The sequence below is a fragment of the Nostoc sp. DSM 114160 genome (genome assembly GCF_053470305.1).
In genome coordinates this window covers 1,550,559-1,574,177 of sequence record NZ_JBPFGO010000002.1, presented here as the reverse complement: position 1 = coordinate 1,574,177, position 23,619 = coordinate 1,550,559, and the positions used below count along the sequence as shown (strand labels likewise).

At 43.4% G+C, this 23,619-nt stretch carries 18 protein-coding genes, 1 tRNA gene and 1 pseudogene; 6 read left to right on the top strand and 14 right to left on the bottom strand.

Features of this window, described 5'->3' with window-relative positions:
- Positions 1-175 precede the first annotated feature (175 nt).
- Positions 176-1,024 (bottom strand): alpha/beta fold hydrolase, encoded by an 849-nt coding sequence (locus tag NSTCB13_RS23915; RefSeq protein WP_445632048.1) that lies wholly within the window; start codon positions 1,022-1,024, stop codon positions 176-178.
- Positions 1,025-1,371: 347 nt separating this feature from the next.
- Here NSTCB13_RS23915 and NSTCB13_RS23910 point away from each other — a divergent pair, with 347 nt between their 5' ends.
- The gene (locus NSTCB13_RS23910) at positions 1,372-2,904 is read left to right on the top strand and encodes a SagB/ThcOx family dehydrogenase (RefSeq protein WP_448274212.1); all 1,533 of its coding nucleotides are present in this window, start codon (positions 1,372-1,374) and stop codon (positions 2,902-2,904) included.
- Between the two features lie 67 nt (positions 2,905-2,971).
- Here NSTCB13_RS23910 and NSTCB13_RS23905 read toward each other — a convergent pair.
- The 8 genes and pseudogenes from NSTCB13_RS23905 to NSTCB13_RS23870 all read right to left on the bottom strand — a co-directional run.
- Positions 2,972-3,204 (bottom strand): annotated as a pseudogene (locus NSTCB13_RS23905) (IS4 family transposase); the annotation flags it as partial.
- Positions 3,205-3,622: 418 nt separating this feature from the next.
- Complete coding sequence (locus NSTCB13_RS23900; RefSeq protein WP_445630481.1) at positions 3,623-4,351, bottom strand: ABC transporter ATP-binding protein; 729 nt, start codon at positions 4,349-4,351, stop codon at positions 3,623-3,625.
- Between the two features lie 316 nt (positions 4,352-4,667).
- Positions 4,668-4,892 carry an indolepyruvate ferredoxin oxidoreductase subunit alpha gene (locus NSTCB13_RS23895; RefSeq protein WP_104907250.1) on the bottom strand — a complete coding sequence of 75 codons (225 nt, stop codon included), beginning with the start codon at positions 4,890-4,892 and terminating at the stop codon, positions 4,668-4,670.
- A 304-nt stretch (positions 4,893-5,196) separates the two neighbouring features.
- On the bottom strand, positions 5,197-6,411 hold the full coding sequence (locus tag NSTCB13_RS23890; RefSeq protein WP_445630482.1) for an ATP phosphoribosyltransferase regulatory subunit: 1,215 nt from the start codon (positions 6,409-6,411) through the stop codon (positions 5,197-5,199).
- Positions 6,411-7,367, bottom strand: a complete 957-nt coding sequence (locus NSTCB13_RS23885; protein WP_445630483.1) for a J domain-containing protein — start codon at positions 7,365-7,367, stop codon at positions 6,411-6,413. The genes NSTCB13_RS23890 and NSTCB13_RS23885 overlap by 1 nt, the downstream gene beginning before the upstream one ends.
- A gap of 73 nt (positions 7,368-7,440) precedes the next feature.
- On the bottom strand, positions 7,441-8,253 hold the full coding sequence (locus NSTCB13_RS23880) for an inositol monophosphatase family protein (protein WP_445630484.1): 813 nt from the start codon (positions 8,251-8,253) through the stop codon (positions 7,441-7,443).
- A 236-nt stretch (positions 8,254-8,489) separates the two neighbouring features.
- Entirely contained in the window at positions 8,490-9,035 is a 546-nt protein-coding gene (locus tag NSTCB13_RS23875) for a thermonuclease family protein (protein ID WP_445632050.1), read from the bottom strand.
- 74 nt (positions 9,036-9,109) lie between these two features.
- Positions 9,110-9,478, bottom strand: a complete 369-nt coding sequence (locus NSTCB13_RS23870; protein ID WP_445630485.1) for a 2Fe-2S iron-sulfur cluster-binding protein — start codon at positions 9,476-9,478, stop codon at positions 9,110-9,112.
- A 106-nt stretch (positions 9,479-9,584) separates the two neighbouring features.
- Here NSTCB13_RS23870 and NSTCB13_RS23865 point away from each other — a divergent pair.
- Positions 9,585-9,669, top strand: a tRNA-Ser gene (locus NSTCB13_RS23865).
- A gap of 354 nt (positions 9,670-10,023) precedes the next feature.
- On the opposite strand, the gene NSTCB13_RS23860 is transcribed toward NSTCB13_RS23865, so the two are convergent.
- Together NSTCB13_RS23860 and NSTCB13_RS23855 are read right to left on the bottom strand one after the other, a co-directional pair.
- Entirely contained in the window at positions 10,024-12,258 is a 2,235-nt protein-coding gene (locus NSTCB13_RS23860; protein WP_445630486.1) for a glycoside hydrolase, read from the bottom strand.
- A 78-nt stretch (positions 12,259-12,336) separates the two neighbouring features.
- The gene (locus NSTCB13_RS23855; RefSeq protein WP_012408256.1) at positions 12,337-12,567 is read right to left on the bottom strand and encodes a NifU family protein; all 231 of its coding nucleotides are present in this window, start codon (positions 12,565-12,567) and stop codon (positions 12,337-12,339) included.
- 498 nt (positions 12,568-13,065) lie between these two features.
- On the opposite strand from NSTCB13_RS23855, the gene NSTCB13_RS23850 reads away from it, so the two are divergent.
- Positions 13,066-13,494 (top strand): hypothetical protein, encoded by a 429-nt coding sequence (locus NSTCB13_RS23850; RefSeq protein ID WP_448274036.1) that lies wholly within the window; start codon positions 13,066-13,068, stop codon positions 13,492-13,494.
- A gap of 165 nt (positions 13,495-13,659) precedes the next feature.
- On the opposite strand, the gene NSTCB13_RS23845 is transcribed toward NSTCB13_RS23850, so the two are convergent.
- Both NSTCB13_RS23845 and NSTCB13_RS23840 read right to left on the bottom strand, forming a co-directional pair.
- On the bottom strand, positions 13,660-15,423 hold the full coding sequence (locus NSTCB13_RS23845; RefSeq protein WP_448274035.1) for a sensor histidine kinase: 1,764 nt from the start codon (positions 15,421-15,423) through the stop codon (positions 13,660-13,662).
- 179 nt (positions 15,424-15,602) lie between these two features.
- On the bottom strand, positions 15,603-15,839 hold the full coding sequence (locus NSTCB13_RS23840) for a hypothetical protein (protein ID WP_094353260.1): 237 nt from the start codon (positions 15,837-15,839) through the stop codon (positions 15,603-15,605).
- 588 nt (positions 15,840-16,427) lie between these two features.
- On the opposite strand from NSTCB13_RS23840, the gene lepA reads away from it, so the two are divergent.
- From lepA to NSTCB13_RS23825, 3 genes are all read left to right on the top strand, one after another.
- Complete coding sequence (gene lepA / locus NSTCB13_RS23835; RefSeq protein ID WP_445630489.1) at positions 16,428-18,239, top strand: translation elongation factor 4; 1,812 nt, start codon at positions 16,428-16,430, stop codon at positions 18,237-18,239.
- Positions 18,240-18,519: 280 nt separating this feature from the next.
- Positions 18,520-21,195 carry a PAS domain S-box protein gene (locus NSTCB13_RS23830; protein WP_448274034.1) on the top strand — a complete coding sequence of 892 codons (2,676 nt, stop codon included), beginning with the start codon at positions 18,520-18,522 and terminating at the stop codon, positions 21,193-21,195.
- 210 nt (positions 21,196-21,405) lie between these two features.
- Positions 21,406-22,593 carry a glycosyltransferase family 4 protein gene (locus tag NSTCB13_RS23825; RefSeq protein WP_445630491.1) on the top strand — a complete coding sequence of 396 codons (1,188 nt, stop codon included), beginning with the start codon at positions 21,406-21,408 and terminating at the stop codon, positions 22,591-22,593.
- A 211-nt stretch (positions 22,594-22,804) separates the two neighbouring features.
- Here the strand turns inward: NSTCB13_RS23825 and NSTCB13_RS23820 are convergent.
- Positions 22,805-23,601, bottom strand: a protein-coding gene (locus tag NSTCB13_RS23820) for an IS5 family transposase (protein ID WP_448274033.1) whose coding sequence is annotated in 2 segments (ribosomal slippage) — positions 22,805-23,262 and positions 23,262-23,601 — 798 coding nt in all. Because the reading frame shifts where the segments join, the coding sequence is not laid out codon by codon here.
- Positions 23,602-23,619 lie beyond the last annotated feature (18 nt).

Here is a 23,619-nt window from a genome sequence, read left to right as displayed (position 1 = left end):
GGACAAAGGGACAAGGAGATAAACAAAACTCCTAACTCCTAACTCTTAACTCTTAACTCCTAACTCCTAATTCAGCACTCCTAACGCCCTGTTTGTCCAATTCCCAATGCCTAATCCCCCTAGACATCGCTCCTATTAATTCTTCTGTTGCTGTATGACTAATCCCGTCTAATAATCATGAGATTTTTGATCTGTGTTCTGCCAAGAAAGCTGCCACAGTTTGGTTAAATGCCTCTGGTTGTGTCAAAAACGGCCAATGATTGCCGGGAACTTGGCAGATACGTAAGTTTTGAAGATAGGTTTTGTAGGGTTGAATTTGCCAATTTTGGCGGTTTAATCCTTGTTTTGGCTGAATGAATAGGGCAGGGATGTCAAGGGGAATTGTAAAACCGGGCACTTGCATGACTGCCTCAAAAATTCCGTCGCGGGCGGCTATAGTAAATTTGCTGCCCCAACTTCCATCGGGTTTTTGTTCTATTCCTGCTTGGAAGACTTGCTTTTGTAAAGAAGTCCATCCTTGATATTGCTTTAATTGCCGTGCTTGTTGTTCGGCTTCTTCTTGACTGGCAAAAGGCCCCATACTTTTAAGAAAAGGCAAGAAGCGATATAACATCGGGAAAGTTACCCTGAAAAGACTGGGCATTTTCCAGATAAAAATCGGATCGACGAGAATTATACTCCGTAAACGCTTTGGGTTTTGTCTTGCCCAGATGACGGCTAATTTACCTGTCCAAGAGTGACTTACAATATGGGCAAAAGTCCATCCAAGACTATCCATAAGCGCTTCAAGGTCTGCGATCGCACTTTCAAAGCTATAATCTATCTCTGGTTTACTACTTTGGCCATGTCCCCGCATATCTGGCGCAACTATGTGGTAATCCGCCGCCAAGTAATCTCCTAAACTAGACCACACCAAAGCATGATCGCCTAAGCCATGTAACAGCAGTAAAGGTTCTTGACCTTGATTCCATTCTAAATAAGAAAGTTGGATATCAGGCTTTGATAAAGTTTGACGTACAGGCATCATTGCACATCCAGGCTTAGATAGTTTTGCGTTTATATGGTACTGCGAAAGAAGATGGGGAGCAGGGGGGTAGAGGGGCAGAGGGGCAGCACTTCGACTACGCTCAGTGACCGAGGGGCAGGTGGTCACTGAGCGTAGCCGAAGTGGGAGCAGGGGAGCAGAGGAGCAGAGGAGGATAGATAATTAATGACAAATGACAAATGACCAATACCCAATGCCCCATGCCCAATTCAATTGTTATCATCTACCACTTTATGACTCTGAAGATTGTACCAATTGACACGAAATAATGAGGCTAATGAATGCCAAGATCGAGAAAAGGATGCCTCAAGGATATTAAAAGTACTATGCCAGAATTACACCAATCGATTGCCCAGCATTATCACGAACGGACTAAATACAACCCTGATACTCTCGCCTCTAAAAGCCAGCGGTTAGACTGGACTAAACAGCCAGTACCCTTTAAAGAGTACAAAATTGGCTCTACTTTTGATCTCAAACCCTATATCCAAGAAAAAGCAGAGGCTTATGCTAATAATCCAGATGCTAAATGGTGGCAAAGACTTTCACGGCTATTGTTTCGCAGTTATGGATTGACAGCGAGAATGCCTTCTATGGGTAGTGCAGTGTATTTACGCGCTGCTCCTAGTGCAGGTGGATTATACCCTGCTGAGGTGTATGTGGTTTCCCGTGGTACATCGTTTTTGCCGTCTGGTCTATATAATTACCAGTGTCGATCTCATTCTCTCATGCATTATTGGGAAAGTGATGTTTGGCAAACTCTGCAAGCAGCTTGTTTTTGGCATCCTTCTTTAGAAAATACCCAATTGGCAATTATTGTGACTGCGGTATTCTATCGTTCTGCGTGGCGCTATGAAGATCGGGCTTACCGTCGGATTTTTCTGGATACGGGACATCTGTTGGGTAATATCGAGTTAGCTGGTGCGGTTACTGATTATCGCCCCCATTTAATCGGCGGCTTTGTCGATGAATCGGTTAACGATCTGCTTTATATCGATCCGCAACAAGAAGGTGCGATCGCTGTCTTACCTCTGGCAGACTTGTTAGATATTAATCAAAATTTACCATTGGGATGTACTGCTTTACCTTCCGCTACTGAAACCAGTTATCCTCAAATCCCTGATGGCGAACTACTAACATATTTCCATCAACATACCCAGATCCAATCAGGTGTAACTGGTAATCTTAATCTACCAACTATTAAACAAGAAAAATCTTTAGAGGATAAATACAATTTTCCTTTCTGTTTAAAAATTCCCACCACCACCGCACCGATAAACTGGGGACAAAAACTATCAGAACTGGAAACCACTATGTATAAGCGACGCTCTACCCGCGCTTACAATGGTGATGATTTAAGCTTCGATGAATTGAAAAGTTTACTCGATTTCACTTACCAACCGCAAAATTACATCGACCAAAGCTTAGATATTTCTCCAGACTACTTCGATCTAAATTTAATCGAAACATTCATTGCTGTTTGCGGAGTCAAAGGACTGGAGGCGGGTTGTTACTATTACGCCCCCAAAGCCCAAGAATTACGCCAAATCCGGTTTAAAAACTTTCGGCGAGAGTTACATTTTCTCTGTTTGGGACAAGAATTAGGACGGGATGCGGCAGCGGTATTATTTCACACAGCCGATTTGAAAGCTGCGATCGCACAATATGGCGATCGCGTTTACCGTTACTTACACATGGATGCCGGTCATTTGGGACAACGCCTGAATTTAGCAGCAATGCACCTGAATGTAGGCGTCAGTGGTATCGGTGGATTCTTTGACGACCAAGTAAATGAAGTTTTAGGCATTCCTACTGGTGAAGCTGTTTTATATATCACTACATTGGGACGCCCAAGATAAAAATAATCCCAGAGACGCTAAGAATCTAGAAAGTTTCTTTCTCTGTCCTTTACGTCTCTGTGCAAGCTTACGGGGCTACAACTTGGGCTAGGATGCAAGATAAAAGAAGCCTCATCGCCCTTTGTCCTTGTTGGTAGTACTGGTGCTTGTTAGGACTTAGTATAAATAATTCGGCAACTAATTCGTAGGAATCTTTTATATCCATCCATATAATCCAATATAAAAACTGCTATGACGGCGAATAGTCCGTCCAGATTCTTTAATTCGACCGATATATTTTTGGATACCCATACATTTAATTTATGGTTGGGGTCTAAATACTCATCCATAACGTAATTCAGAATTGCGTCAGCGCCGGCGGCAAGCGAGTCTGCGTACCCCTACGGGGAAGCAAGCTACGCTTTTAGCGTCTCGTAGAGAGCGTCATTGTGAATGAGGATTTTGGTAAATCCGGGTAATTTAGATTTTAGTCAGTTTTTCCTGAATGAATGTCCTGTTTTGCCTCTCGACTAGCTGTAGATGTGATCAGAAACGGATTATTAGGGAGAATTCTTTGAGCATCGAAAACGACGGTCGCGGCAGTGGCAGGTAATGTTATGGCTTTTGTATTAGTTATAGATAGCGTCGGCGCAGCCCAACCTAGTCATCGCTATAGACTGGTGAAGCTCCGATATTAAGCTGGTGTTATGTTGAATGGGGCAAGAGTGATAAAAAAGGGTTAATGTCTCTTACCTGCTCCCAGATATAGCTCACCCACTTTCGGGTCATTCAACAATTCTTCACCAGGGCCGGAGATCGCATCACGTCCCGATTCTAATACATATCCACGATTAGCCATCTCTAAAGCTTTACGGGCATTTTGTTCTACTAATACGATCGCAGTACCTGCCTGATTAATGTGTTTAATCTGCTCAAACACTTGTGTCACCAAAATCGGCGACAAAGCAGCAGATGGCTCATCTAAAATCAGCAAACTAGGTTCCAACATCAAAGCCTTACCCATCGCTAGCATCTGGCGTTCTCCTCCAGAGAGAGTACCAGCACGTTGACGACGGCGATCGCTTAATCTCGGAAACATAGTAAATATTTTATCTTTAATTGGTTTCAGGGGAGTGTTAAGCACAAAAGCACCCATCTCCAAATTCTCTTCAACACTTAGAGAAGGGAAAACATTGGCGATTTGCGGTACGTAGCACATTCCTCGTTGGACAATTTGATTGGACTTTAGCCCCACGATATTTTCACCTTTGAAAGTAATTGTGCCTGTGTGGGGGATCAAAAGCCCAAAAATTGCTTTTGCCAAAGTAGATTTACCTGCACCGTTGGGGCCAATCACTGTCACCAATTCTCCTGGTGCAACCTGAAAATTCACACCTTGCAGGATATCTACATCTTTGATGTATCCAGCGCGAACATTTTGAACTTCTAATAAATAGTCATTAGTCATTGGTCACTTGTACTGAGCGAAGCCGAAGTATTTGTCATTGATCAATCGATTTTGGATTTTAAATTTTGGATTTTGGATTGACCCCCGACCACAACTTGTACTGAGCGTAGTCGAAGTAGGGTACGGGGCAAAATGATTTTAAATTTTGGATTTTGGATTTGTTCCGCTTGACTTCTCTACGAGACGCTACGCGAACGGACGGAGCATGAACCGGAATAATCTAAAATCTAAAATCTAAAATCTAAAATCTAAAATCTAAAATCTAAAATTGGCACGGTCAAGTCAAACATCATTATTGACTGTTGACTATGGACTATTACGGAGTTTTTTGCAACTCTGGTCGTTCTTCTGGAAGAATTGCCCCTTCTACAGGGCAAACTTGGAGACAGATACCACAGTCGATGCAAGTGGCAAAGTCAATCCAGTACCAATCTGTTCCCTTGGCATTTTTGCCTGGGCCATCATGAATACAAGCTACTGGACAAGCATCTACGCAGTCTGCAACACCTTCACAGACTTCTGTAACAATTGTATGCGGCATGTTCTCGATTCCCTCTCTTCTGTATCGGCTCTTTCTAGACTAGCAGGGGAGGGGAGAGCAGGGGAGCAGGGGGAGCAGGGGGAGCAGCACTTCTCTGCGAGACGCTCCGCGAACGACTACGCTCAGTGACCGAGGAGCAGGTGGTCACTGAGCGTAGCCGAAGTGGGAGCAGGGGAGACAAGGGGACAGGGGACAAGGGAGACAAGGGGAAATTCTTGAATCTCTCCCAAGTCTCCCCCCTCTTCCTTGTCTACCTTGTCTCTTCTCCATGCCCTGTTTGGCCCATGCCCAATGCCCAACTTAGTTAACGTAATGGTTCTATTTTTGGTGAACCATCAGCTTTGATCCAGGCAATTTGGGCAATGCGGCGATCGCTTGCATATTGGCGAATCGCTTCTGCATCTCTTCCTCCTAAGTCAATTTCTACTCGCACCAAATCAGTAGAATCTCGGAGTTTTTGCGCATAGACAAAGGCGGCGGCGTTAGCACTAGCTGTCTCTGGTGCTACCAACCAGTCAGTCGCTGGAGTTTCTTGTGGTAATTGCTGAGTAGACAACAAAACTTGGTATAAATCTTCGATACTTAGTCCAAAACCAATTCCGGGAATGTTTTCTCCTTGAGGATGATATAGCCCCAAAAGCTGGTCATAGCGACCACCGCGCCCTAAAACTCTGGCTTGGGATTCGGTATCGTTGACAACTTCAAATACAATACCAGTGTAGTAATCTATGGTTTGGATCAGGCTCAGATCGAGGATCAACGGAAATTTTTTCTCTGATTCTAGTAATTCTACTAGGGATTTGAGGTTATTCACTGCCTCTCGCTGTTCTTCATCTAAATCCAGACTACTAACTTTTTGCAACACATCTGTACTTGGCCCGCGCAAATCCATGATGATTTGGGCGCGATCGCGGAGTTTGTCACTTAGGGGTAAATTATCTATGGTGATGCGGTCAAGATGAGCGATCGCACTACGAACTCGATCCTGTAAATTAGCAGGAAAGGCACTCAGGAGCGATCGGGTAATTCCCGCTTCACCCAAAATTAAATGCCATCCCTGCAAACCCAATGCTGCCAAACAATCTGCTACTAACAGCAGGACTTCGGCATTCGCCAACAATCCGCCAGCACCTAACAATTCCACCCCAGCTTGATAAAACTCTTGCTGGCGATTATGCCTACTTTCCCAAGTGCGACGAAACACATTGGCGTTGTAATACAACCGTTGTGGATAAGTGACACCAGCCATCCGAGTGACAACAGTACGAGCAATAGATGCTGTTAATTCTGGACGTAGTCCTAATTCATCATCTTCACCATTTTGTTGTAGTTGAATCACCATCTGACGCTGGATTGCTTCCCCCGCCATCAGGGTATCCATCCGCTCTAAAGTCGAGGTGATAATCCTGTGATATCCCCAACGGTGAAACACCTGCTGTAACCGATCTTCAATCCAGCGTTTTTTCTCCACATCCAAGGGCAATAAATCCCTGGCTCCCGCTGCTGGTTGATACACCATTATTTTTTCTTCCCACCAAACAAACCACCGAACAAACCACTACCAGATTTATCTGGTTGCTTATCTCCATTATTGGGGGATGAAGTCACCTTCTGATCGCTAGGTTGTTGTCCTAAAGCCTTATCTATTTTAGGTTTCCATTGTAGAGCCGTTTCGTCACTGGGATCTAATTTTAGAGCGTTGTCAAAGTGGATTTTGGCCATTTTTAGCTGATTTTGCTTCAAATACACCATTGCAATTAAGCTATGACAGCGACTATTTTTCGGTTCTAGCTTCAGGGCCTCTTGCAACTCTACTTTGGCTGGGGCAAATTGGTTTTTGTCAATCAAAGATTGAGCGCGACGAATATACTGTTCTACAATCAAGTCTTCTTTTGGTGCTGCTGGTGCTGCTGGTGGTGGTGTATTTTTTGCTGTATTTGGTTGAGGTGTACCTGATTGAACTTTGGGTTGAACAGGTGGCGGCGCGGCGGATGCTTTACCCGCACTCCGCATTAAATACACTAAATTCAACTCACTAGCTTGGGCAATGACTTGCAGTGCTTGTTCTAAAGAATCATATTGAGTTTGGGCTAGTTTTGCGATCGCAGTTTTATAAAAATGATCGATATTAGCTGCCTCAACTAACTGTTTAGCCAAGTCGGTATTTAGAGTTACCGCAGTCGATTCTTGTACCAGACGCTTGCCAATTTGCGACAAAATTAGAATATATTCAGTGCGAGTGCGATCGCCAGAGAGTTTTTCGTAAGCCGGGTTAACCAGCTTTGATAACAATTCATTACCGAGATGTTTTTGAGCAGCCGTTTCAGTAAGACTACTGTCTGGGTGCAAACGACGGGCGACTTGGAGATAGCGTTTGCGAATTTCTTTGACATCCGCATCAACAGGAGCGCACAGCACTGCGTGATGATCTATGAAATCATATTTAAATAGTCCACGATCTATTTTGAAAGACATATAGAGTTTTACACCAAGGGAGCAGTTAGATTGCTTTTAGTGTACCCAAAGTCGTAGAGAAAGCCCCCATTTGTTACACCCAAGCTGACAGTGGCGGAACCCGTAAAAGTTCGTTACTGAGAGAGTCGTGAATATAACTATTTGTAGCAAGAATTCTACCTGACTCAATTTTGACAGCAGTACCATCGTAGGCGGTGATTTTGCCCCCGGCTTCTTGTACCAAAATTATCCCAGCAGCAATATCCCAAGGAGAAAGTCCCCGTTCCCAGTAACCATCGACACGTCCACAGGCAACATAAGCCAAATCGAGCGATGCCGAACCGCTACGTCTAACTCCTTGGGTAAGATGGGTAAGATGAGTAAATTCTGCGTAGTTGTTATCAGAGGTTTCGCGGCGATCGTAGGCAAATCCTGTTACTAGTAGGCTTTTACTCAGTTCAGATGTTAATGAAACCTTGATGGGCTGACGGTTACGCGTTGCCCCGAAGCCAGCAGCAGCACGGAATAGCTCGTTGTGGAATGGGTCATAAATTACACCAACTTGGGGAACACCATTAATTAACAGCCCGATGGAAACGGCGAAAAATGGGTATTGATGAGCGTAGTTGGTTGTGCCATCGAGAGGATCTATTGCCCAGAGGTACTCATTCTGTTGATTACCTAATTTCCCTGATTCTTCAGCGAGGATCGAATGCTGGGGAAAGTGGCAACGCAAAATTTCTAAAATTAACTCTTCTGAAGCTTTATCAGCAGCTGTGACTAAATCACCAGAGCGTCCTTTTTCAATAATTGCATCTTCTAACTTACCCAAGTAACCTTGCAAAATAGCACCAGCAGCCAAGGCCGCTTCTGTCGCAATATCTAGAAAAATTTGTAAATTTGTCATTTGTCATTTGTCACTTGTACTGAGCGTTCGCGTAGCGTCTCGAAGAGAAGCCGAAGTATTTGTCATTTGTCATTGGGTATGGGGAAAGGGAAAGGGGTAAGGGGAAAAGGGGAAAGATTAAATTTATTCCTTTTCCCTTTAACCTTTAACCTTTTCCCCAGCCCCCCTGCCTCCCCTGCTTCCCTGCTCCCCTGCTCCTCTGCCCCCTGCTTTCCCTGCTCCCTGCCCCCTGCTCCTCAAAGATTTTGGCGGCGAAACTCGGCGGGAGTGAGGCGCATGGGCTTTTCTGGGTTCCAGATTCCTTGCCCCATGAGTCTAGCCCATTGTTGGGCACGTTCTAAACGCAGGTCATACTTATGGTTAGGCGATCGCCCTACAAACATTGCATTTCCTTGTTTAACTAATTCTTCATTCAATAACACCTTATTTTTCCACACATAAGCTAGAGTTCGCCCGATTTTGTCTTTTGCTTCTAAATCAAACTCCAGCGTTACCGATTGTTCTACACCACCAATTAGATTCTCTAACTGTTCTTTTGCTGCTTCCCCCCAAGGGCGTTGTCGCAAATCTGGTGCATCAACACCCACTAACCGCACTTGGGAAATCAAATTTGGTTGTTCAGCCATGCCCAAAACTTCCAAACTTTGCCCACTAACTACCCGCGCTACTTTCACCTGGGCTTCATTGTTCGGCAGCTGGTTTTTACCTTGACAACTCACCAAGAGCAATAAGCAAGCCAAAATCGCTATTTTTCGCACCCACTCACCAAAATTTACAGGCATCAAAAATTCGGTGATTTTGAATTGTTTATCGAGACAGAATTCTGAATTCTGACTCCTGAATTCTGAATTGTTCTTCATTCCTCATCTAAGGGTAAACCTGCTTTAACTCTTCCCCTAGCAAAATAGCGTCCAAACTGGAGTTCGTAGACTTCATCTTCATCTTGCGTCTCTACTTCCAAGTCAGAACGGGGGTAACTCACACACAACAAGGCATAACCTTGCTTACGTAAATCTGGCGACAAGCCGATCGCTTCTGGTTGGTAAATTTCTCCTGATAACACTCTCACAGCACAAGCAGTGCAAGCCCCGTTGCGACAGGAAAACGGTAGTTCCACCCCTTGTTTTTCGCCAGTGTGCAGGATGTAGCGGTCTTCTGGCACTTGTAGGGTGTATGTTTTGTTAGTGGCGCGATCGCGAACTTTAATTGTGTATGTACGGGACATCTGGATTTGCGTTTTGGGATTAGGACTATCAAATTCAATCTAGAATATCTTTCTTTATCTTTGCATTTTCTGGGATTTTATAGTATGATCGGAACTTGTGACACCTGGAGAGGTGGCCGAGTGGTTTAAGGCGCAGACCTGGAAAGTCTGTTTAGGGAAACTTAACGGGGGTTCGAATCCCCCCCTCTCCGTTCTGAAACCCAGGGTGGTTTTATGTAACGAGAGAAAAACTAAAAATGGGTTTCAAAGCCTCTCTCCGCTTCGGGGAGAGGTTTGGAGAGGGGTCAAAATCTATGATTATACATGAGAAATCAAGACTTATGTATTTTTCTTTTTTCGTATGAAACCACCCTGCCCTCTCCGTTCTGAAACCTAGTCTAAATATATAGTTTGAACATAGCCAAATATATTTAAGACTAAAAAAATTAAATAAATATGATTTTCAAAAATCTTTGTAACATCAATGAATCATCTGTAGAGGCATACAGATGTACGCCCCTAAATATGTATTTCGTGAAATGGTATAACACCAAGAATATTAAATGTTAAGGCACCTCAATGGGAATCAAAGCATTTTCTGGCAAATAGTTGGAAAAACGTCCTTCATCTGCAAGCACCAAAATCAGACGCAGAGGATAATCTGGTGGAACTTGCAAGTCTGCCCACGGTACTGCCAACTCTAAACAACTATTTATTGCTACTTGAGCGCGACTGAAACGGGGATGCCATTGATGATTGTCTCCCGCTTCCCGGAACTGAATCGATTGCGTCAGCAAGTTAACTTCTAAAAGATGGTGGAAAAGGTAATTCAGTGGGGCTGCATCTGGTACATTTGCCAAGGGAACTGGGCTATTGACCATTGTTTTTTCTGGATAGAACCACAACAAATTCAATTCTGTTGGCAAATCCCGTCCTGGTGCAGCACCACTTTTAAAGTCTAGCCGTAAATAGAAATTTAAGTGATCGACCCCATACCAAAGTCGCTGGATGACACTACTATTGTGCATCGTCCCTCGCGCCCCGCCGATTTCTATGCGTCCAGCTTTGTCCCAATCTTGCTCATCACCCCTACCATCAATGACGGGATGAATAAATCCTTGTGGGGTGTGGTTTTTCTGTGCTTCGTGGATTTCTACTGGTTGCTTGAGATAGGGCGGTACAGGTTCATTTAATGCCTTGTAAATGCCAAACAGATGTTCTCGAAACAATCGGTCAAAGATGGCATCTTGATTTGAGGAGTGTCCTGCACCAAACCACCAGAACCAGTCGGAACCCTCTGCGGCATACAATGCTTCCCACGCTTCGGGGTTGTTTTCTTCCGTCGCTTCGGGATGATTTGCAAGCATAATTCTAGCTTCTGTCAAATAATCCCATGCACGATTTTTGGTGGGGTCGCCGATCCAAGTGGTAAAACTGCCATCTACCCAAGAACCGCTATGTAGTTGTCCTCCCGGAATGGTGGCTGTGGCTGGAAATTCTTCGAGAAATTCGGAGACAGTGACGAGTTTGAGGCGAGGTTCATCGCTCAAACTTTGATATAAAGCTTCTAGGAAAGGTTTGCCATCTTGGGGATAAAATTCCCAGCAATTTTCGCCGTCCAAAGCGATGGTAACTAGCCAAGGTTGTTCGCTATGACTATCTCTTTGCATTTTAGCGATCGCTTGCAAATGTCCTACTAAATCGGCGGCTGCCTTTTTTGCAGGCATTGCACCATAAGTAAAACCAATCAAGTCTGATAATCTATGGTCGCGAAATACAATTGATAAATCACCCTCGGCGGTTTGCAGGCGATAGGGTCGATACAACAATTCTGGTTGCTCTACATTCCCCGCTCCATCCCGATGAAAAAAGTGTTTCAGCGTCCACCCTAAGACGGCTTCATCTGAGCATATCCACTTAAACCCTTGGTTAATAATGTGTGGAAGTATCTGTGGACTTACGGACTGCTCCGAAGGCCACAAACCACGAGGTATCTGTCCAAAGCGCTCTTTATAAAAGTTCCAAGCTTTCCGCAAGTGGCGGGGAATATCTTCTTCCCACTGAAAGCGCTGCTTTGGTAGTGTCATATTGGGCACAGCTACCCGACCGGAGTTGGTATCAGCTAGCAAGGGTAAAATCGGGTGGGTGTAAGGCGTGGTGGTAACTTCTAGCTGTCCCGCCTCCTGCATTTTCCGATGTTGGGGGATAATTCGGCTAAGAATTTCTCGCTGTTTAGAATAAATGCGCTGGCGATCGCTTAAAGTAAAATTCCGACCCTTTTTTAACCAAGCAGCAATTTCCGGGTCATCCCAAAACAGCGGATCGATCCAAGTCAAATTGTGCCAAGCTAGCAAATCACCATAATCTGGCAATTCCCAATTTGCTAAACACCAAGCTTGCCCTTTTTCCTGCCTTTGCTGGTACAACTCGGCATAGCGGGGATGAGGATCGATCAGGGTATGGTGATTGGCATCAAAAAAGTGTTGGATAATAAATTCACGCTGTTGCTGGGTGAGTTGCTCATCCGGTGTCAAGCTGGCTGTGAGGTAAGGGTCAAAAGCAGTGCCAGCAATATAATCTTCGAGTTGCAATATCAACGATGGAACTAAATTCACCGTTTGGTGTAACTTAGGATACCGCTCTAAGAGCAATACCAAATCCAAATAATCTTTAGTTCCATGCAAGCGTACCCAAGGGAGACGGTACTGCTGACTGGGAGATAGCGAAACGCCGCTGCCAGGGGACTTGTACAGCGGCTGATGTTGATGCCAGATAAAAGCAATGTAGAGAGGATGGGACATAGAAATAGTTAGGAGTTAAGAATGAGGAGTTAGGAGTTAATTCAAAACTCATAACTCCTAACTCCTAACTCCTAACTTTTACACCACTTGTTCAATTTCTGCAATTTCGGGAATCATTTCCTTAAGGCGGCGCTCAATACCCATTCTCAGGGTCATTGCAGAACTGGGACAAGATCCACAAGCACCTTGCAGCCGCAGTTTGACAACGGGCCCATCAAGTTCTACGAGTTCCACGTTGCCGCCATCAGACATGAGATAAGGGCGCATTTCATCTAAGACTGTTTCAACGTTGTCAATTGTGAGTTCCATAGTTTAGACCTGCTAAGTTAGGGATGGGCATGGGGAATGGGGCATGGGGCATTGAATAATAAAGATCCCTCTAACCAATGCACCCTTACTCATTAACCATTATCCAAAGTTTTATTTTCCAGCTTTGTTAAATCGATCCTAAATCTAATTGCCGCTAGATTGTCAGGCGTCAGTTTTTTATGACTTTTGACTCAACCACTGCTGGTTTTAGCAACTCGATATTAGATTAGCTGAACAATTTCTCGTGCAAGCCCTCCTACTCTACTTTAGCTTTTAAAGTACTGAAGAGAACACAAACAGGTGAGGACAAGGAAGGTTTTTTCCAATACCCCTCAAGAGTGCTGAGTAATAAGTAATCTGACTTTTTCCGTTAAGTCTCTTTTGCAAGCTACCAACCCTCACAGAGGTCGTATTGACATTTGACACTATGTTCGGGTTTTGGTAAAAACTGTACTATTTACTAATGTCGTAAAGAACGATTCCATAACGAAAAGGCTTATGGTTAATAGCAAATACTCAAATGAGAGTAAGTGGATATTTGTAAGACAGGATAATAACGCACCTGACGGTGAAAAGCAAGACTACAATTATGGCACCTTAGAAGATTGTTTATGGCGTATGCGTCTATGTATAGCTGATCGGCTTAATGACGAAGCCATACGAGAACTAGGTTATACATTTGATGAAGTAAGTAGAGCAGAAATATGGTTTGAGGAGCAAAAAGATTTTTGGGCGAATACAGAGGATACTTCAAAAACGAGGCAATATGCGGCTGCAATGACAGAAAAGGCTAAACGAATTTTAGACTCTCTTCAAGCTAGAGTAAACGAGAAACTACAAAGGATCAAAACCCAGTGTCTAACAACAGGAATTGTTAGTAGTACAAATTGGTTTATTAAATATAACAGCAATGACAATGAGGGGTAAAAGTAGTAAGGATGACATGGAGCAGCTACGTAACGTCTGAAAGTCTTGCTGCAATAACCGATTATGACAGTCCTGAGTGCAGAAGGTGGGTTAAATAATAATTACTAAAAAACTTTAAAGTTTAAAACTCAAAACCCACTATTGCCAAGTATCTAAACTCAGTACTTAGCACTCAGCACTACTTGTTGAGTCGCTATCGTTAGACGAAACCATGACTGGTTGTTGATATAGTGGCACGGTGAATGTGACTGTTGAGCCAAGTCCTTCGCCCAGACTATAAAAATGTACCTCGCCGCCCATTGCCTCCACTAGCTTCTGGGATATTGCCAGTCCCAAACCTGTGCCGCCGTACTGGCGAGTGCGGGAGCCATCCACCTGAGAGAATAATTGAAACAATTTATCTTGTTTGTCTAAGGAAACACCAATACCAGTGTCTGCCACACGTACTCTCACCATGCCAGGAAATTGCTGCTCTTGAAAGTTCGCCTTTTTGAGTACTAAATCAGCGCTGACGGTAACGCCACCCTCATGGGTAAATTTGATGGCATTACCTACCAAATTGAGCATGACTTGTAACAACCGTTGGTAATTGCTTTGAACAATGATTTCATCGGAGGTAGCAGGCATTTGCATCTGAAAGCTGAGGTTTCTCATTTCGGCTTGGGGACGCATGAAACCTTCTACATGACTGAATAGCTCATCTAGCTTGACTGGAGCGTAAGCTAGCTCCATTTTCCCAGCTTCGATTTTGGCAATGTCCAAAATATCGTTGATGATATTCAGCAGATGTATCGATAAGTGATGAGCTTCTGCTAAAAACTGATTTTGTTCTTCTGGATCGTCTGCCATCCCTTCTAAAATCAGCTTCAAAAAGCCAATCATACCGTTGAGGGGGGTACGAATTTCATGAGATACATTAGCCAGAAACTCGCTTTTGAGGCGGGAAGCTTCTTCGGCTTTTTGACGCGCTATTTCTAATTCTTCATATAAAGTAGCATGAGCGATCGCAGTTCCCAATTGATCTGCTGCTTCTTTTGCTAGTTCTAATTCTGATTCTGTTAATGTGTAGCATTCATCCTGCCAATTCAAGGCAACCAATCCATTAGCTTGGTCTTGATAGCAAGTCGCAACTACTAAAGTTTTCTGCCGCCCAGACTCTTTGTATCCAGGCACTTCCATCGTAACTGGTTCTAGGGTTGCCAAGGCTTGAGCAAAGGCAGGCTCAGAAGCTATATCTATGTCTAAGCCAAGTATTGATTTGAGTTCTGGCTGGCGATACTCAGCTTTCACCTGCACTTTTGAGCTTGAGGGCTGATAAGGACAAATAATGCAGCGTTCTAGCCGCAGTGCTTTCCCTAAACTGTCAACTGTTTGTTGCCAAATAATATCTAAATCCAATGTCCGGCGAATATTTCTGGTAATGCGATTTACCAATTTTTGGTGCTGCTGCGATCGCAAAGCCAACTCTATTTGTGTGGGCGTTTTTGATGCCACACGCGCTTGTTTTTTGTTGAGTGTGGCTTGTACTAACCTTCCCATCACTAAAACGGTAGTAGCAGTGGTTCCCAAACTCGGCATAATCGGACTGATCGCTAAGTCCAACTCAAATAATTCCTGGTGGTAGCTAAACCAACATTGAAACCTTTCTGGCACCAAACTTGTCAAAATTCGGTGCAATCGTTCCAAATAATTAACCTTATCGACTGGGACAAAGGTTTGAGTCTGGTTCAGCTCGTCAACTATTTTTTCAGTATTTAACCCCAGGAGTTCGCTGTACTGCCAATAAAAGGTCAGATAGCGTCCTGCCCCATCTTGCGTATAAACTAACTCGGCTCCTAGAGTTGATAATGAGCCATCAGTCTTACTGGTAATAGATTCCAGATTTTGGGAAAATACATTTGACAATTGGGAATTGGCAGTAATAGTCATTAATTGAGTTGGATAGACAAAGGGTATCCGACCGTAATTTTACTAAAGCCGCTGAAATTTAAACATAAATTTTTACAGCTTTTTTGGGTTTGATGGGGTATTTTTTGGCGTTCTGAAAACCAGATTGGCAAACTTTACTTTTTTTAACTTGCATTGACAGTTAAATAATGGTAATGGCGTTAATCGTTCCATTCACCGCGAGGAGGAACAGGGGTACGCACAGGTGTACGCGTTAGTTCGTCATCTCTAAGGAGTTCACCCCGTAACCACTGGCGAATCGCCACCTCAATTACTTTACTTGGGTCATTGGTGAGATGCTGAATTTGCTCTAGTAACTCGGAGTCTAGGCGGACAGCAATTTCTACCTTATCGGCTGGTGTATTTTCCGCTTTGGTAGTTTTCTCTCTCATATTCATAGGTTTATATACTCTGAATTCTTTGAATTGGTTTGGTCTAAAGCTTTGTAAAGTAGTTATATTCATTTATTTGGGCTAATTCGCTGAAAAATTTTCAAGGGCACAGTTCAATAGTTCCCTGAAATAGCACCAAAGTAACAGTTTTAAGTTTTAAATCGCATTTTTCATATAACTGACTAGACAATGGCTCTAGAAATTTTGCCGCTCGATCGACAATTACGGGCAATTAGCAGTCGCAATTGCCCACGATCCCGACACGATCCCTAGATGTACTTATTTACATTTATTGTACGCTCCTAACTGTTGAATACTAGCAGCGACAAATAGACCTTCATAATATTCTTAAATGTCCACCTATTTAGATCAAAAGTTCAAGATGGGGTGAAGGGAGTGCTGAGTTAGGAGTGCGGAGTGCTGAGTAATGAGTAATGAGTAATGAGTAATGAGTTAAGGGTTATTTCCCCTCTTGCCCACTCGGCACTCGGAACTCAGCACTAAAAGCTAGCAGCGTCTTGGCTAAGAAAGCATTAAAATACATGAAGTAAATTGCCCTTTTAACTTTGGTTGCTGCTAAGGCAAAGATAGTATATGACTGACGTTCCCGCAGTTCGCATTCGCAATTTTTGTATTATTGCTCACATCGACCACGGGAAATCAACCCTCGCCGATCGCTTGCTACAAGCTACTGGCACTGTTGAAGACCGACAGATGAAGGAACAGTTTCTCGACAATATGGATTTGGAACGGGAGCGCGGCATTACGATTAAGCTGCAAGCTGCCCGGATGAACTACACAGCTAAAGATGGTCAGCAGTATGTGCTGAACTTGATTGATACTCCGGGACACGTGGATTTTTCTTATGAAGTCTCCCGCTCTCTTGTTGCTTGCGAAGGAGCGCTATTGGTAGTAGATGCGTCCCAAGGTGTGGAGGCGCAAACTTTGGCTAATGTATATTTAGCGTTAGAGAATAACCTGGAAATTATCCCGGTTTTGAATAAAATTGATTTGCCGGGGGCTGAACCAGAACGGGTAATTGGCGAAATTGAAGAAATCATCGGTCTAGATTGCAGTGGGGCGATTCTGGCTTCTGCCAAAGAAGGAATTGGGATTGATGAGATTTTAGAAGCAGTTGTTGAGCGGATACCGCCACCGCAAAATACGATAAATGAACGCCTACGAGCGTTAATTTTTGATAGCTATTACGACAGTTACCGAGGAGTAATTGTGTATTTCCGAGTGATGGATGGTACCGTAAAAAAAGGCGATCGCATCCATTTAATGGCATCAGGTAAAGAATTTGAAATTGATGAATTAGGTGTCCTTTCTCCGACGCAAAAGCAAGTTGATGAACTGCACGCTGGGGAAGTCGGCTATTTGGGAGCGGCAATTAAAGCTGTAGCTGATGCACGGGTAGGAGACACGATTACCCTCAGTAAGGCGAAAGCAGAGGCACCCTTACCAGGTTACGCAGAAGCGAACCCGATGGTTTTTTGTGGAATGTTCCCCATTGATGCCGATCAATTTGAAGATTTGCGGGAAGCCTTGGAAAAGCTGGAACTCAACGATGCAGCGCTGCATTACGAACCAGAAACTTCCAGCGCGATGGGGTTTGGTTTCCGTTGCGGGTTCTTGGGTTTGCTGCACATGGAAATTGTCCAAGAACGTCTAGAGCGAGAGTATAACCTGGATTTAATCATTACAGCCCCCTCGGTGGTTTATAAGGTGATTACTATCAAAGGTGAGGAACTGTACATCGATAATCCTAGCCGTTTACCTTCTCCCAACGATCGCGAAAAAATTGAAGAACCTTACGTGCAAGTAGAGATGATTACCCCGGAAACTTATGTTGGCACCTTGATGGAGTTGTCACAAAATCGTCGGGGCATCTTCAAAGATATGAAATATCTTGCCCAAGGACGAACTACACTTACTTATGAGCTACCTTTGGCGGAAGTTGTAACTGACTTTTTTGACCAGATGAAATCGCGATCGCGTGGTTACGCCAGTATGGAATATCACATCATTGGCTACCGTGAAAATCCTTTGGTGAAGTTGGATATCCTGATTAACGGCGATCCCGTCGATTCCTTGGCGATGATTGTGCATCGAGATAAAGCTTACAACGTCGGACGGGCAATGGCAGAAAAACTCAAGGAACTAATTCCCCGCCATCAATTCAAAGTGCCAATTCAGGCATCTATTGGCAGTAAAGTTATTGCCAGCGAACACATCCCGGCTTTGCGCAAAGATGTGTTAGCCAAATGCTACGGTGGTGACATCAGTCGAAAGAAAAAACTTTTGCAGAAGCAAGCAAAAGGTAAAAAACGGATGAAATCTGTAGGTACTGTAGATGTACCCCAGGAAGCCTTTATGGCAGTACTGCGCTTGGATCAAAGCTAATTTAAGAGTGTTTATCCAAAAACAAACGGTTTGGTTAAAGGGTAAAGGGGAAAGGGTAAAGGGGAAAGGTTTTGAATACATCCTTTACCCGCAAACCTATTCCCCAGACCACAAGGAAAGTGAAAAATTCCAGCATCTTTTCAGAAATAGTGGTAATTTGCTGTTGGTATATTTTCTAAGGTAGTGGTAAATATATAGTGATAGCAAAGACTGTAAACCCTTGCTATATAAGGACTGACAAGATAAAAATCACTACTTTTATACCACTACCCAAAATATCATGAGTCGCAAGCAGGCCCAAGAAAAACTCTCTGAGGCAGAGCGAAAATATCGCACTCTGGTAGAACAAATTCCGGGCGTTGTATATATCTCACCGATTAATACCACTGCAAATGAAGCTTATATTAGTCCGCAACTGCAACAATTATTGGGCATTGCTCCCGAAGATTGGAATCCTGGTTTATTCAATAGTTGGTTAGATTACACTCATCCAAACGATCGCGATCGCCTTTGGCAAGCTGTAAATACTACAATCGCTACCGGAGAGCCTTTGAGGATTGAGTATCGGATGATTAGGCGCGATGGCAGAATAATTTGGGTACGAAACCAAGCCAATCTCGTTTTTTGTGCCGATGGACAAACTCAGCTACTTCAGGGTTTAGTATTGGATATTAGCGATGTCTATGACGAGCTTTGTTTACGCAAACAAGCACAAGAGAGCGAAGAACTTTATCGTACCATCCTCGAAGACCAAACAGAATTGATTGCTAGAGGTTTACCAGATGGCACTTTTACCTTTATTAATGAAGCTTACTGTCGATTTTTTGGACTGGAGCGAGACACAATTATCGGTCAGCACTACAAACCTGTTGTGTTTGAGGAAGACCAAGAACGTGTTTTTAGTCTGGTAAATTCCATTAGCTTAGAAAATCCCGTTATCACAATTGAAAATCGCGTTGTAGCTTGCCAAGGAGTGCGGTGGACGCAGTGGATTGTTCGAGGGATATTTGATGATCGAGGTGCGATTGTAGAACTTCAATCTGTTGGACGAGATATTACCGATCGCAAACGGGTAGAACAAGCTTTAAGTGAAAATGAGCAAAAATTCCGGGCGATTTTCAATCAAACCATTCAGTTTATTGGATTGCTTCAGCCGAATGGAATTGTATTAGAAGCCAATCAAACAGCACTAGACTTTGCTGGGATTAATCGGGAAGAAGTAGTTGGCAAGCCTTTTTGGGAAGCAAAGTGGTGGACAATTTCTCTAAATACTCAAGAGCAATTAAAAACTGCGATCGCAGCTGCTGCTAATGGTGAATCGATTCGCTATGAAATTGACATTGTAGGTCGAGATGGTCAAGCGATCGCGATTGATTTCTCACTGCGTCCTATACTTGATGAAACTGGGCGTGTGACACTACTGATCTCAGAAGGACGAGATATTACTGAATATAAAGTCGCGCTTCAGGAACGCCGCAAAGCTGAAGAGGCATTGCGCTCCAGTCAAGACTTTCTGCAAAAGGTTGCTAATACCATACCCCATATTTTGTATTTGTTTGACCTCTTACAAGGAACAAGTATCTATCTTAATCAGAAAAGTCTGGCTATTTTAGGCTACTCTCCAGAGGAATTTTGTAACGCAGATCCGCAGTGGCTAATAAATTGCTTTCATCCAGACGATCGATACCTCTGCCATAACTTACCAACTCGCTTTGTCAACCTTAAAGACAATGAAGTACTTTCCACTGAATACCGATTCCGACACAAAAATGGAGAATGGCGTTGGCTAAATACACGAGAAGTCGTATTTACCAGAGATGCTAACGGTACTCCAACGCAGATTCTTGGCTCGGTAGAAGACATTAGCACTCGTAAAGAAGCCGAAGTGATGTTGCGACAGCAAGCAGAGGGAGAACGGTTAATTACTGAAGTAACTCAACAGATTCGACAATCACTGAATTTGGAAGAGGTTCTGAATACAACAGTAAATAGTATTCGCCAGTGTTTGGGTTCAGATTCCGTAGCTATCTACCAGTTACAATCTGACGGAAGTGGGAATTTTGCCGCAAAATCAGTGGGTGATGACTATCCTCAGAGATTAGAACTGACAATGCACCCATTTTCGCTCAAACGAGATTTTAGCGACTATTACCAGGGATTACCTAAAGTCTTCCATAATATTCAGGAATCTGATTTTTCAGCCGAGGTTTTTGAATTATTACAACTCTATCAAGTTAAAGCGGCTGTAATAGTGCCGATTTTGAATGAAGAGCATCTATGGGGTTTACTCATTGTTCACCAGTGTACCGCACCTCGTTATTGGCAAGCGTTTGAAGTGAATTTGTTGCAGCAATTGGCTAGTCAAGTAGCGATCGCTATTCATCAATCAGTACTTTACCAGCAAGTGCAAGCTGCCAATGAAGAATTACAAAGATTAGCTACCCTAGATGGCTTGACTCAAATAGCCAATCGCCGCCGATTTGATGAGTATCTTGAAGCTGAGTGGCAGCGACTCAAACGCGAGCAACTTTCACTGTCTTTAATTTTGTTAGATGTCGATTTTTTTAAACTCTACAATGATACTTATGGTCATTTAGGAGGGGATGATTGTTTGTGGCAATTAGCAAGTGCCCTCAAAAATATTCTTAAGCGTCCAGCCGATTTAGTTGCTCGTTACGGTGGAGAAGAATTTGCTATCATTCTGCCTAATACAGAGATTCAAGGAGCAATCTATGTAGCTCAAACTATTCGACAAGCAGTCCGCGACTTAGCCATTCCCCATGCTCAATCTCGCGTATGCGATCGTGTTACCGTTAGTCTAGGTGTTGTTAGCATTGTGCCAAATTCCGAAATTTCGCCGCCAGACTTGATTAATGCAGCAGACAAAGCACTTTATGTAGCCAAACAGCAAGGACGGGATCGAGTTCATGCAGTTTCCGTCGTTATCCCTTCTTGACAACTGAGTTGCCAGAGGCTCAATTGTTTTCATTACGAATTATTACTATATCTTGCTTTTTATCCTGAGCTTAAAGTCGATCGCCTTTAACAAAATCACTGTTAAAAAATCTAAAAATTCTAGTAAAAGTACTCACTACATTCGCCAGACTTGTATTTTTAGGTAAATGTAGTTTGTTAGATATTTATAAAGTGTTGGGGAGTCTAGTAGATGAAGATACTGGTACTGAGTTGGGAGTTTCCACCAAGGATTATTGGGGGAATTGCACGACATGTGGCGGAGTTGTACCCGGAACTGGTAAAGCTAGGACATGAAATTCACCTGATTACAGCTGAGTTTGGTCACGCATCGATGTATGAAGTAGTTGAAGGAGTAAAGATACATCGAGTGCCAGTGGCATATAGCAACGACTTTTTCCACTGGATAGTGAATCTCAACTTGAGTATGGGAGATCACGGTGGTAAATTGATTTTAGAAGAAGGGCCCTTTGATTTAATTCATGCCCATGATTGGTTAGTCGGAGATGCTGCGATCGCTCTCAAGCATAATTTTAAAATACCACTAATTGCCACAATTCATGCTACTGAATACGGACGCTATAACGGTATTCACACAGATACTCAAAGTTATATAAATGGCAAAGAAACTTTGCTCGCTTACAACGCTTGGCGGATTATTGTTTGTAGCGACTATATGCGCCAAGAAGTAGAACGAGCGCTACATAGTCCTTGGGACAAAATCGATGTCATTTATAACGGTATCCGAGCCGAAAAGAAACAGCATCATATCGATTTTCATGCTCTGGATTTTCGCCGCCAATTTGCCGCAGACGAAGAGAAAATAGTTTACTACCTCGGTCGTATGACTTACGAAAAAGGTATACCCATATTACTTAATGCCGCACCCAAAATCCTTTCAGAAATGGGAGGTAATGTGAAATTTGTAATCGTTGGTGGCGGCAATACTGACCATCTCAAGCGCCAAGCCTGGGATTTAGGAATTTGGCATCATTGCTATTTTACCGGTTTTCTCTCCGATGAATACTTAGATAAATTTCAAACTGTCGCTGACTGTGCGGTTTTTCCGAGTCTTTACGAACCCTTTGGGATTGTAGCTTTAGAAAGCTTTGCTTCTCGTGTACCTGTAGTAGTTTCTGATACTGGTGGTTTTCCAGAAGTGGTACAACATACCAAAACAGGCATTGTCACTTGGGTGAACAATCCCGATTCTTTAGCTTGGGGAATTTTGGAAGTGTTGAAAAATCCAGGTTATCGCCAATGGCTGGTGGATAACGCTTATGAGGATTTAGAGCGCCGCTTTAGCTGGCCAAAACTAGCCAAGCAAACTGAGCAAGTATATCAGCAAGTTGTGCAAGAGCGATCGCAAATACCGTGGTAAGATAGCTCCCCGATTTCTTCAAGAAGTTGGGGAGCTAAAATTTTATTTGAACTTGCATAAATCCTTAATCAACCTTTGATAAGTTTATAGCTGGTACTGCTGCAATTTCTGAAGTAGTGCAAATTTAATCTGGTTTTAGCTATTACAGCATAGTTCAAGTTGGTAAGGTACACAAGCTAAATCTGTTAGAGACCATTTATAAAGTAAATCTTTAGGAGGTTAGGCGACGCAGCATAATGCGAGTCATGACAGCATATATAGCAGCCTCACTCATTTCAGGAAGATATTCATAATCTTTGCTAAGGCGACGATATTGGTTAAACCAGGCAAATGTTCTTTCTACTACCCAACGCTTGGGTAAAACCTCAAATTGTTTTTCTTTGCGATGTATTACCTTAACTTGGGCTTGGATCATTAACCAAACTGCCAACCCAAATTTGTCACCGTCGTATCCAGAGTCAACCCACATGACTTTAACTTTTTCCAATAATTCTGGACGCTCCTCGACAAGTTCCATTAAGGCATAGGCTGCAAGAACCCTTTCACCGGCATTTCCTTCGCTCACAACGACTTTGACTAATAGTCCCCCCAGACTATCAACTATTGTTTGGCGCTTTCTTCCTTTGACTAGCTTGCCACCATCAAAGCCGTACACATCCCCCTTTTTTCAGTCGTTTTTACCGACTGGCTATCTGCTGCTATTGCACTTGGCTGTGCCAAACGACCCATTTTCTCTCTTAAGCGATCGCGCAATGTATGATTCAATTCTTCCCAAATCCCGCGTTTTTGCCATTTTCGGTAATAGCTGTAAACTGTCGAGCTTGGGGGGAAGTCTCCCGGAAGCATATCCCATTGACAACCCGTTTTTAAGTGATAATAGATGGCATTACATACTTCTCTCATATCAGTTATTCGAGGATGACCACCAGATTTAGCTGGTGGAATCAATGGTGCCAAAATTTCCCATTCTAAGTCACTAAGGTCGGTAGAATAAGCTTTTCGAGCCATCGCTTTATAAGTAGATAC

What these genes read in the sequence shown, in the direction of transcription:
- NSTCB13_RS23915 (WP_445632048.1), bottom strand. Translation starts at nt 1,024, where the DNA reads ATGCCTGTACGTCAAACTTTATCAAAGCCTGATATCCAACTTTCTTAT.
- NSTCB13_RS23910 (WP_448274212.1), top strand. Translation starts at nt 1,372, where the DNA reads ATGCCAGAATTACACCAATCGATTGCCCAGCATTATCACGAACGGACT.
- NSTCB13_RS23900 (WP_445630481.1), bottom strand. Translation starts at nt 4,351, where the DNA reads ATGACTAATGACTATTTATTAGAAGTTCAAAATGTTCGCGCTGGATAC.
- NSTCB13_RS23895 (WP_104907250.1), bottom strand. Translation starts at nt 4,892, where the DNA reads ATGCCGCATACAATTGTTACAGAAGTCTGTGAAGGTGTTGCAGACTGC.
- NSTCB13_RS23890 (WP_445630482.1), bottom strand. Translation starts at nt 6,411, where the DNA reads ATGGTGTATCAACCAGCAGCGGGAGCCAGGGATTTATTGCCCTTGGAT.
- NSTCB13_RS23885 (WP_445630483.1), bottom strand. Translation starts at nt 7,367, where the DNA reads ATGTCTTTCAAAATAGATCGTGGACTATTTAAATATGATTTCATAGAT.
- NSTCB13_RS23880 (WP_445630484.1), bottom strand. Translation starts at nt 8,253, where the DNA reads ATGACAAATTTACAAATTTTTCTAGATATTGCGACAGAAGCGGCCTTG.
- NSTCB13_RS23875 (WP_445632050.1), bottom strand. Translation starts at nt 9,035, where the DNA reads ATGCCTGTAAATTTTGGTGAGTGGGTGCGAAAAATAGCGATTTTGGCT.
- NSTCB13_RS23870 (WP_445630485.1), bottom strand. Translation starts at nt 9,478, where the DNA reads ATGTCCCGTACATACACAATTAAAGTTCGCGATCGCGCCACTAACAAA.
- NSTCB13_RS23860 (WP_445630486.1), bottom strand. Translation starts at nt 12,258, where the DNA reads ATGTCCCATCCTCTCTACATTGCTTTTATCTGGCATCAACATCAGCCG.
- NSTCB13_RS23855 (WP_012408256.1), bottom strand. Translation starts at nt 12,567, where the DNA reads ATGGAACTCACAATTGACAACGTTGAAACAGTCTTAGATGAAATGCGC.
- NSTCB13_RS23850 (WP_448274036.1), top strand. Translation starts at nt 13,066, where the DNA reads ATGGTTAATAGCAAATACTCAAATGAGAGTAAGTGGATATTTGTAAGA.
- NSTCB13_RS23845 (WP_448274035.1), bottom strand. Translation starts at nt 15,423, where the DNA reads ATGACTATTACTGCCAATTCCCAATTGTCAAATGTATTTTCCCAAAAT.
- NSTCB13_RS23840 (WP_094353260.1), bottom strand. Translation starts at nt 15,839, where the DNA reads ATGAATATGAGAGAGAAAACTACCAAAGCGGAAAATACACCAGCCGAT.
- lepA (WP_445630489.1), top strand. Translation starts at nt 16,428, where the DNA reads ATGACTGACGTTCCCGCAGTTCGCATTCGCAATTTTTGTATTATTGCT.
- NSTCB13_RS23830 (WP_448274034.1), top strand. Translation starts at nt 18,520, where the DNA reads ATGAGTCGCAAGCAGGCCCAAGAAAAACTCTCTGAGGCAGAGCGAAAA.
- NSTCB13_RS23825 (WP_445630491.1), top strand. Translation starts at nt 21,406, where the DNA reads ATGAAGATACTGGTACTGAGTTGGGAGTTTCCACCAAGGATTATTGGG.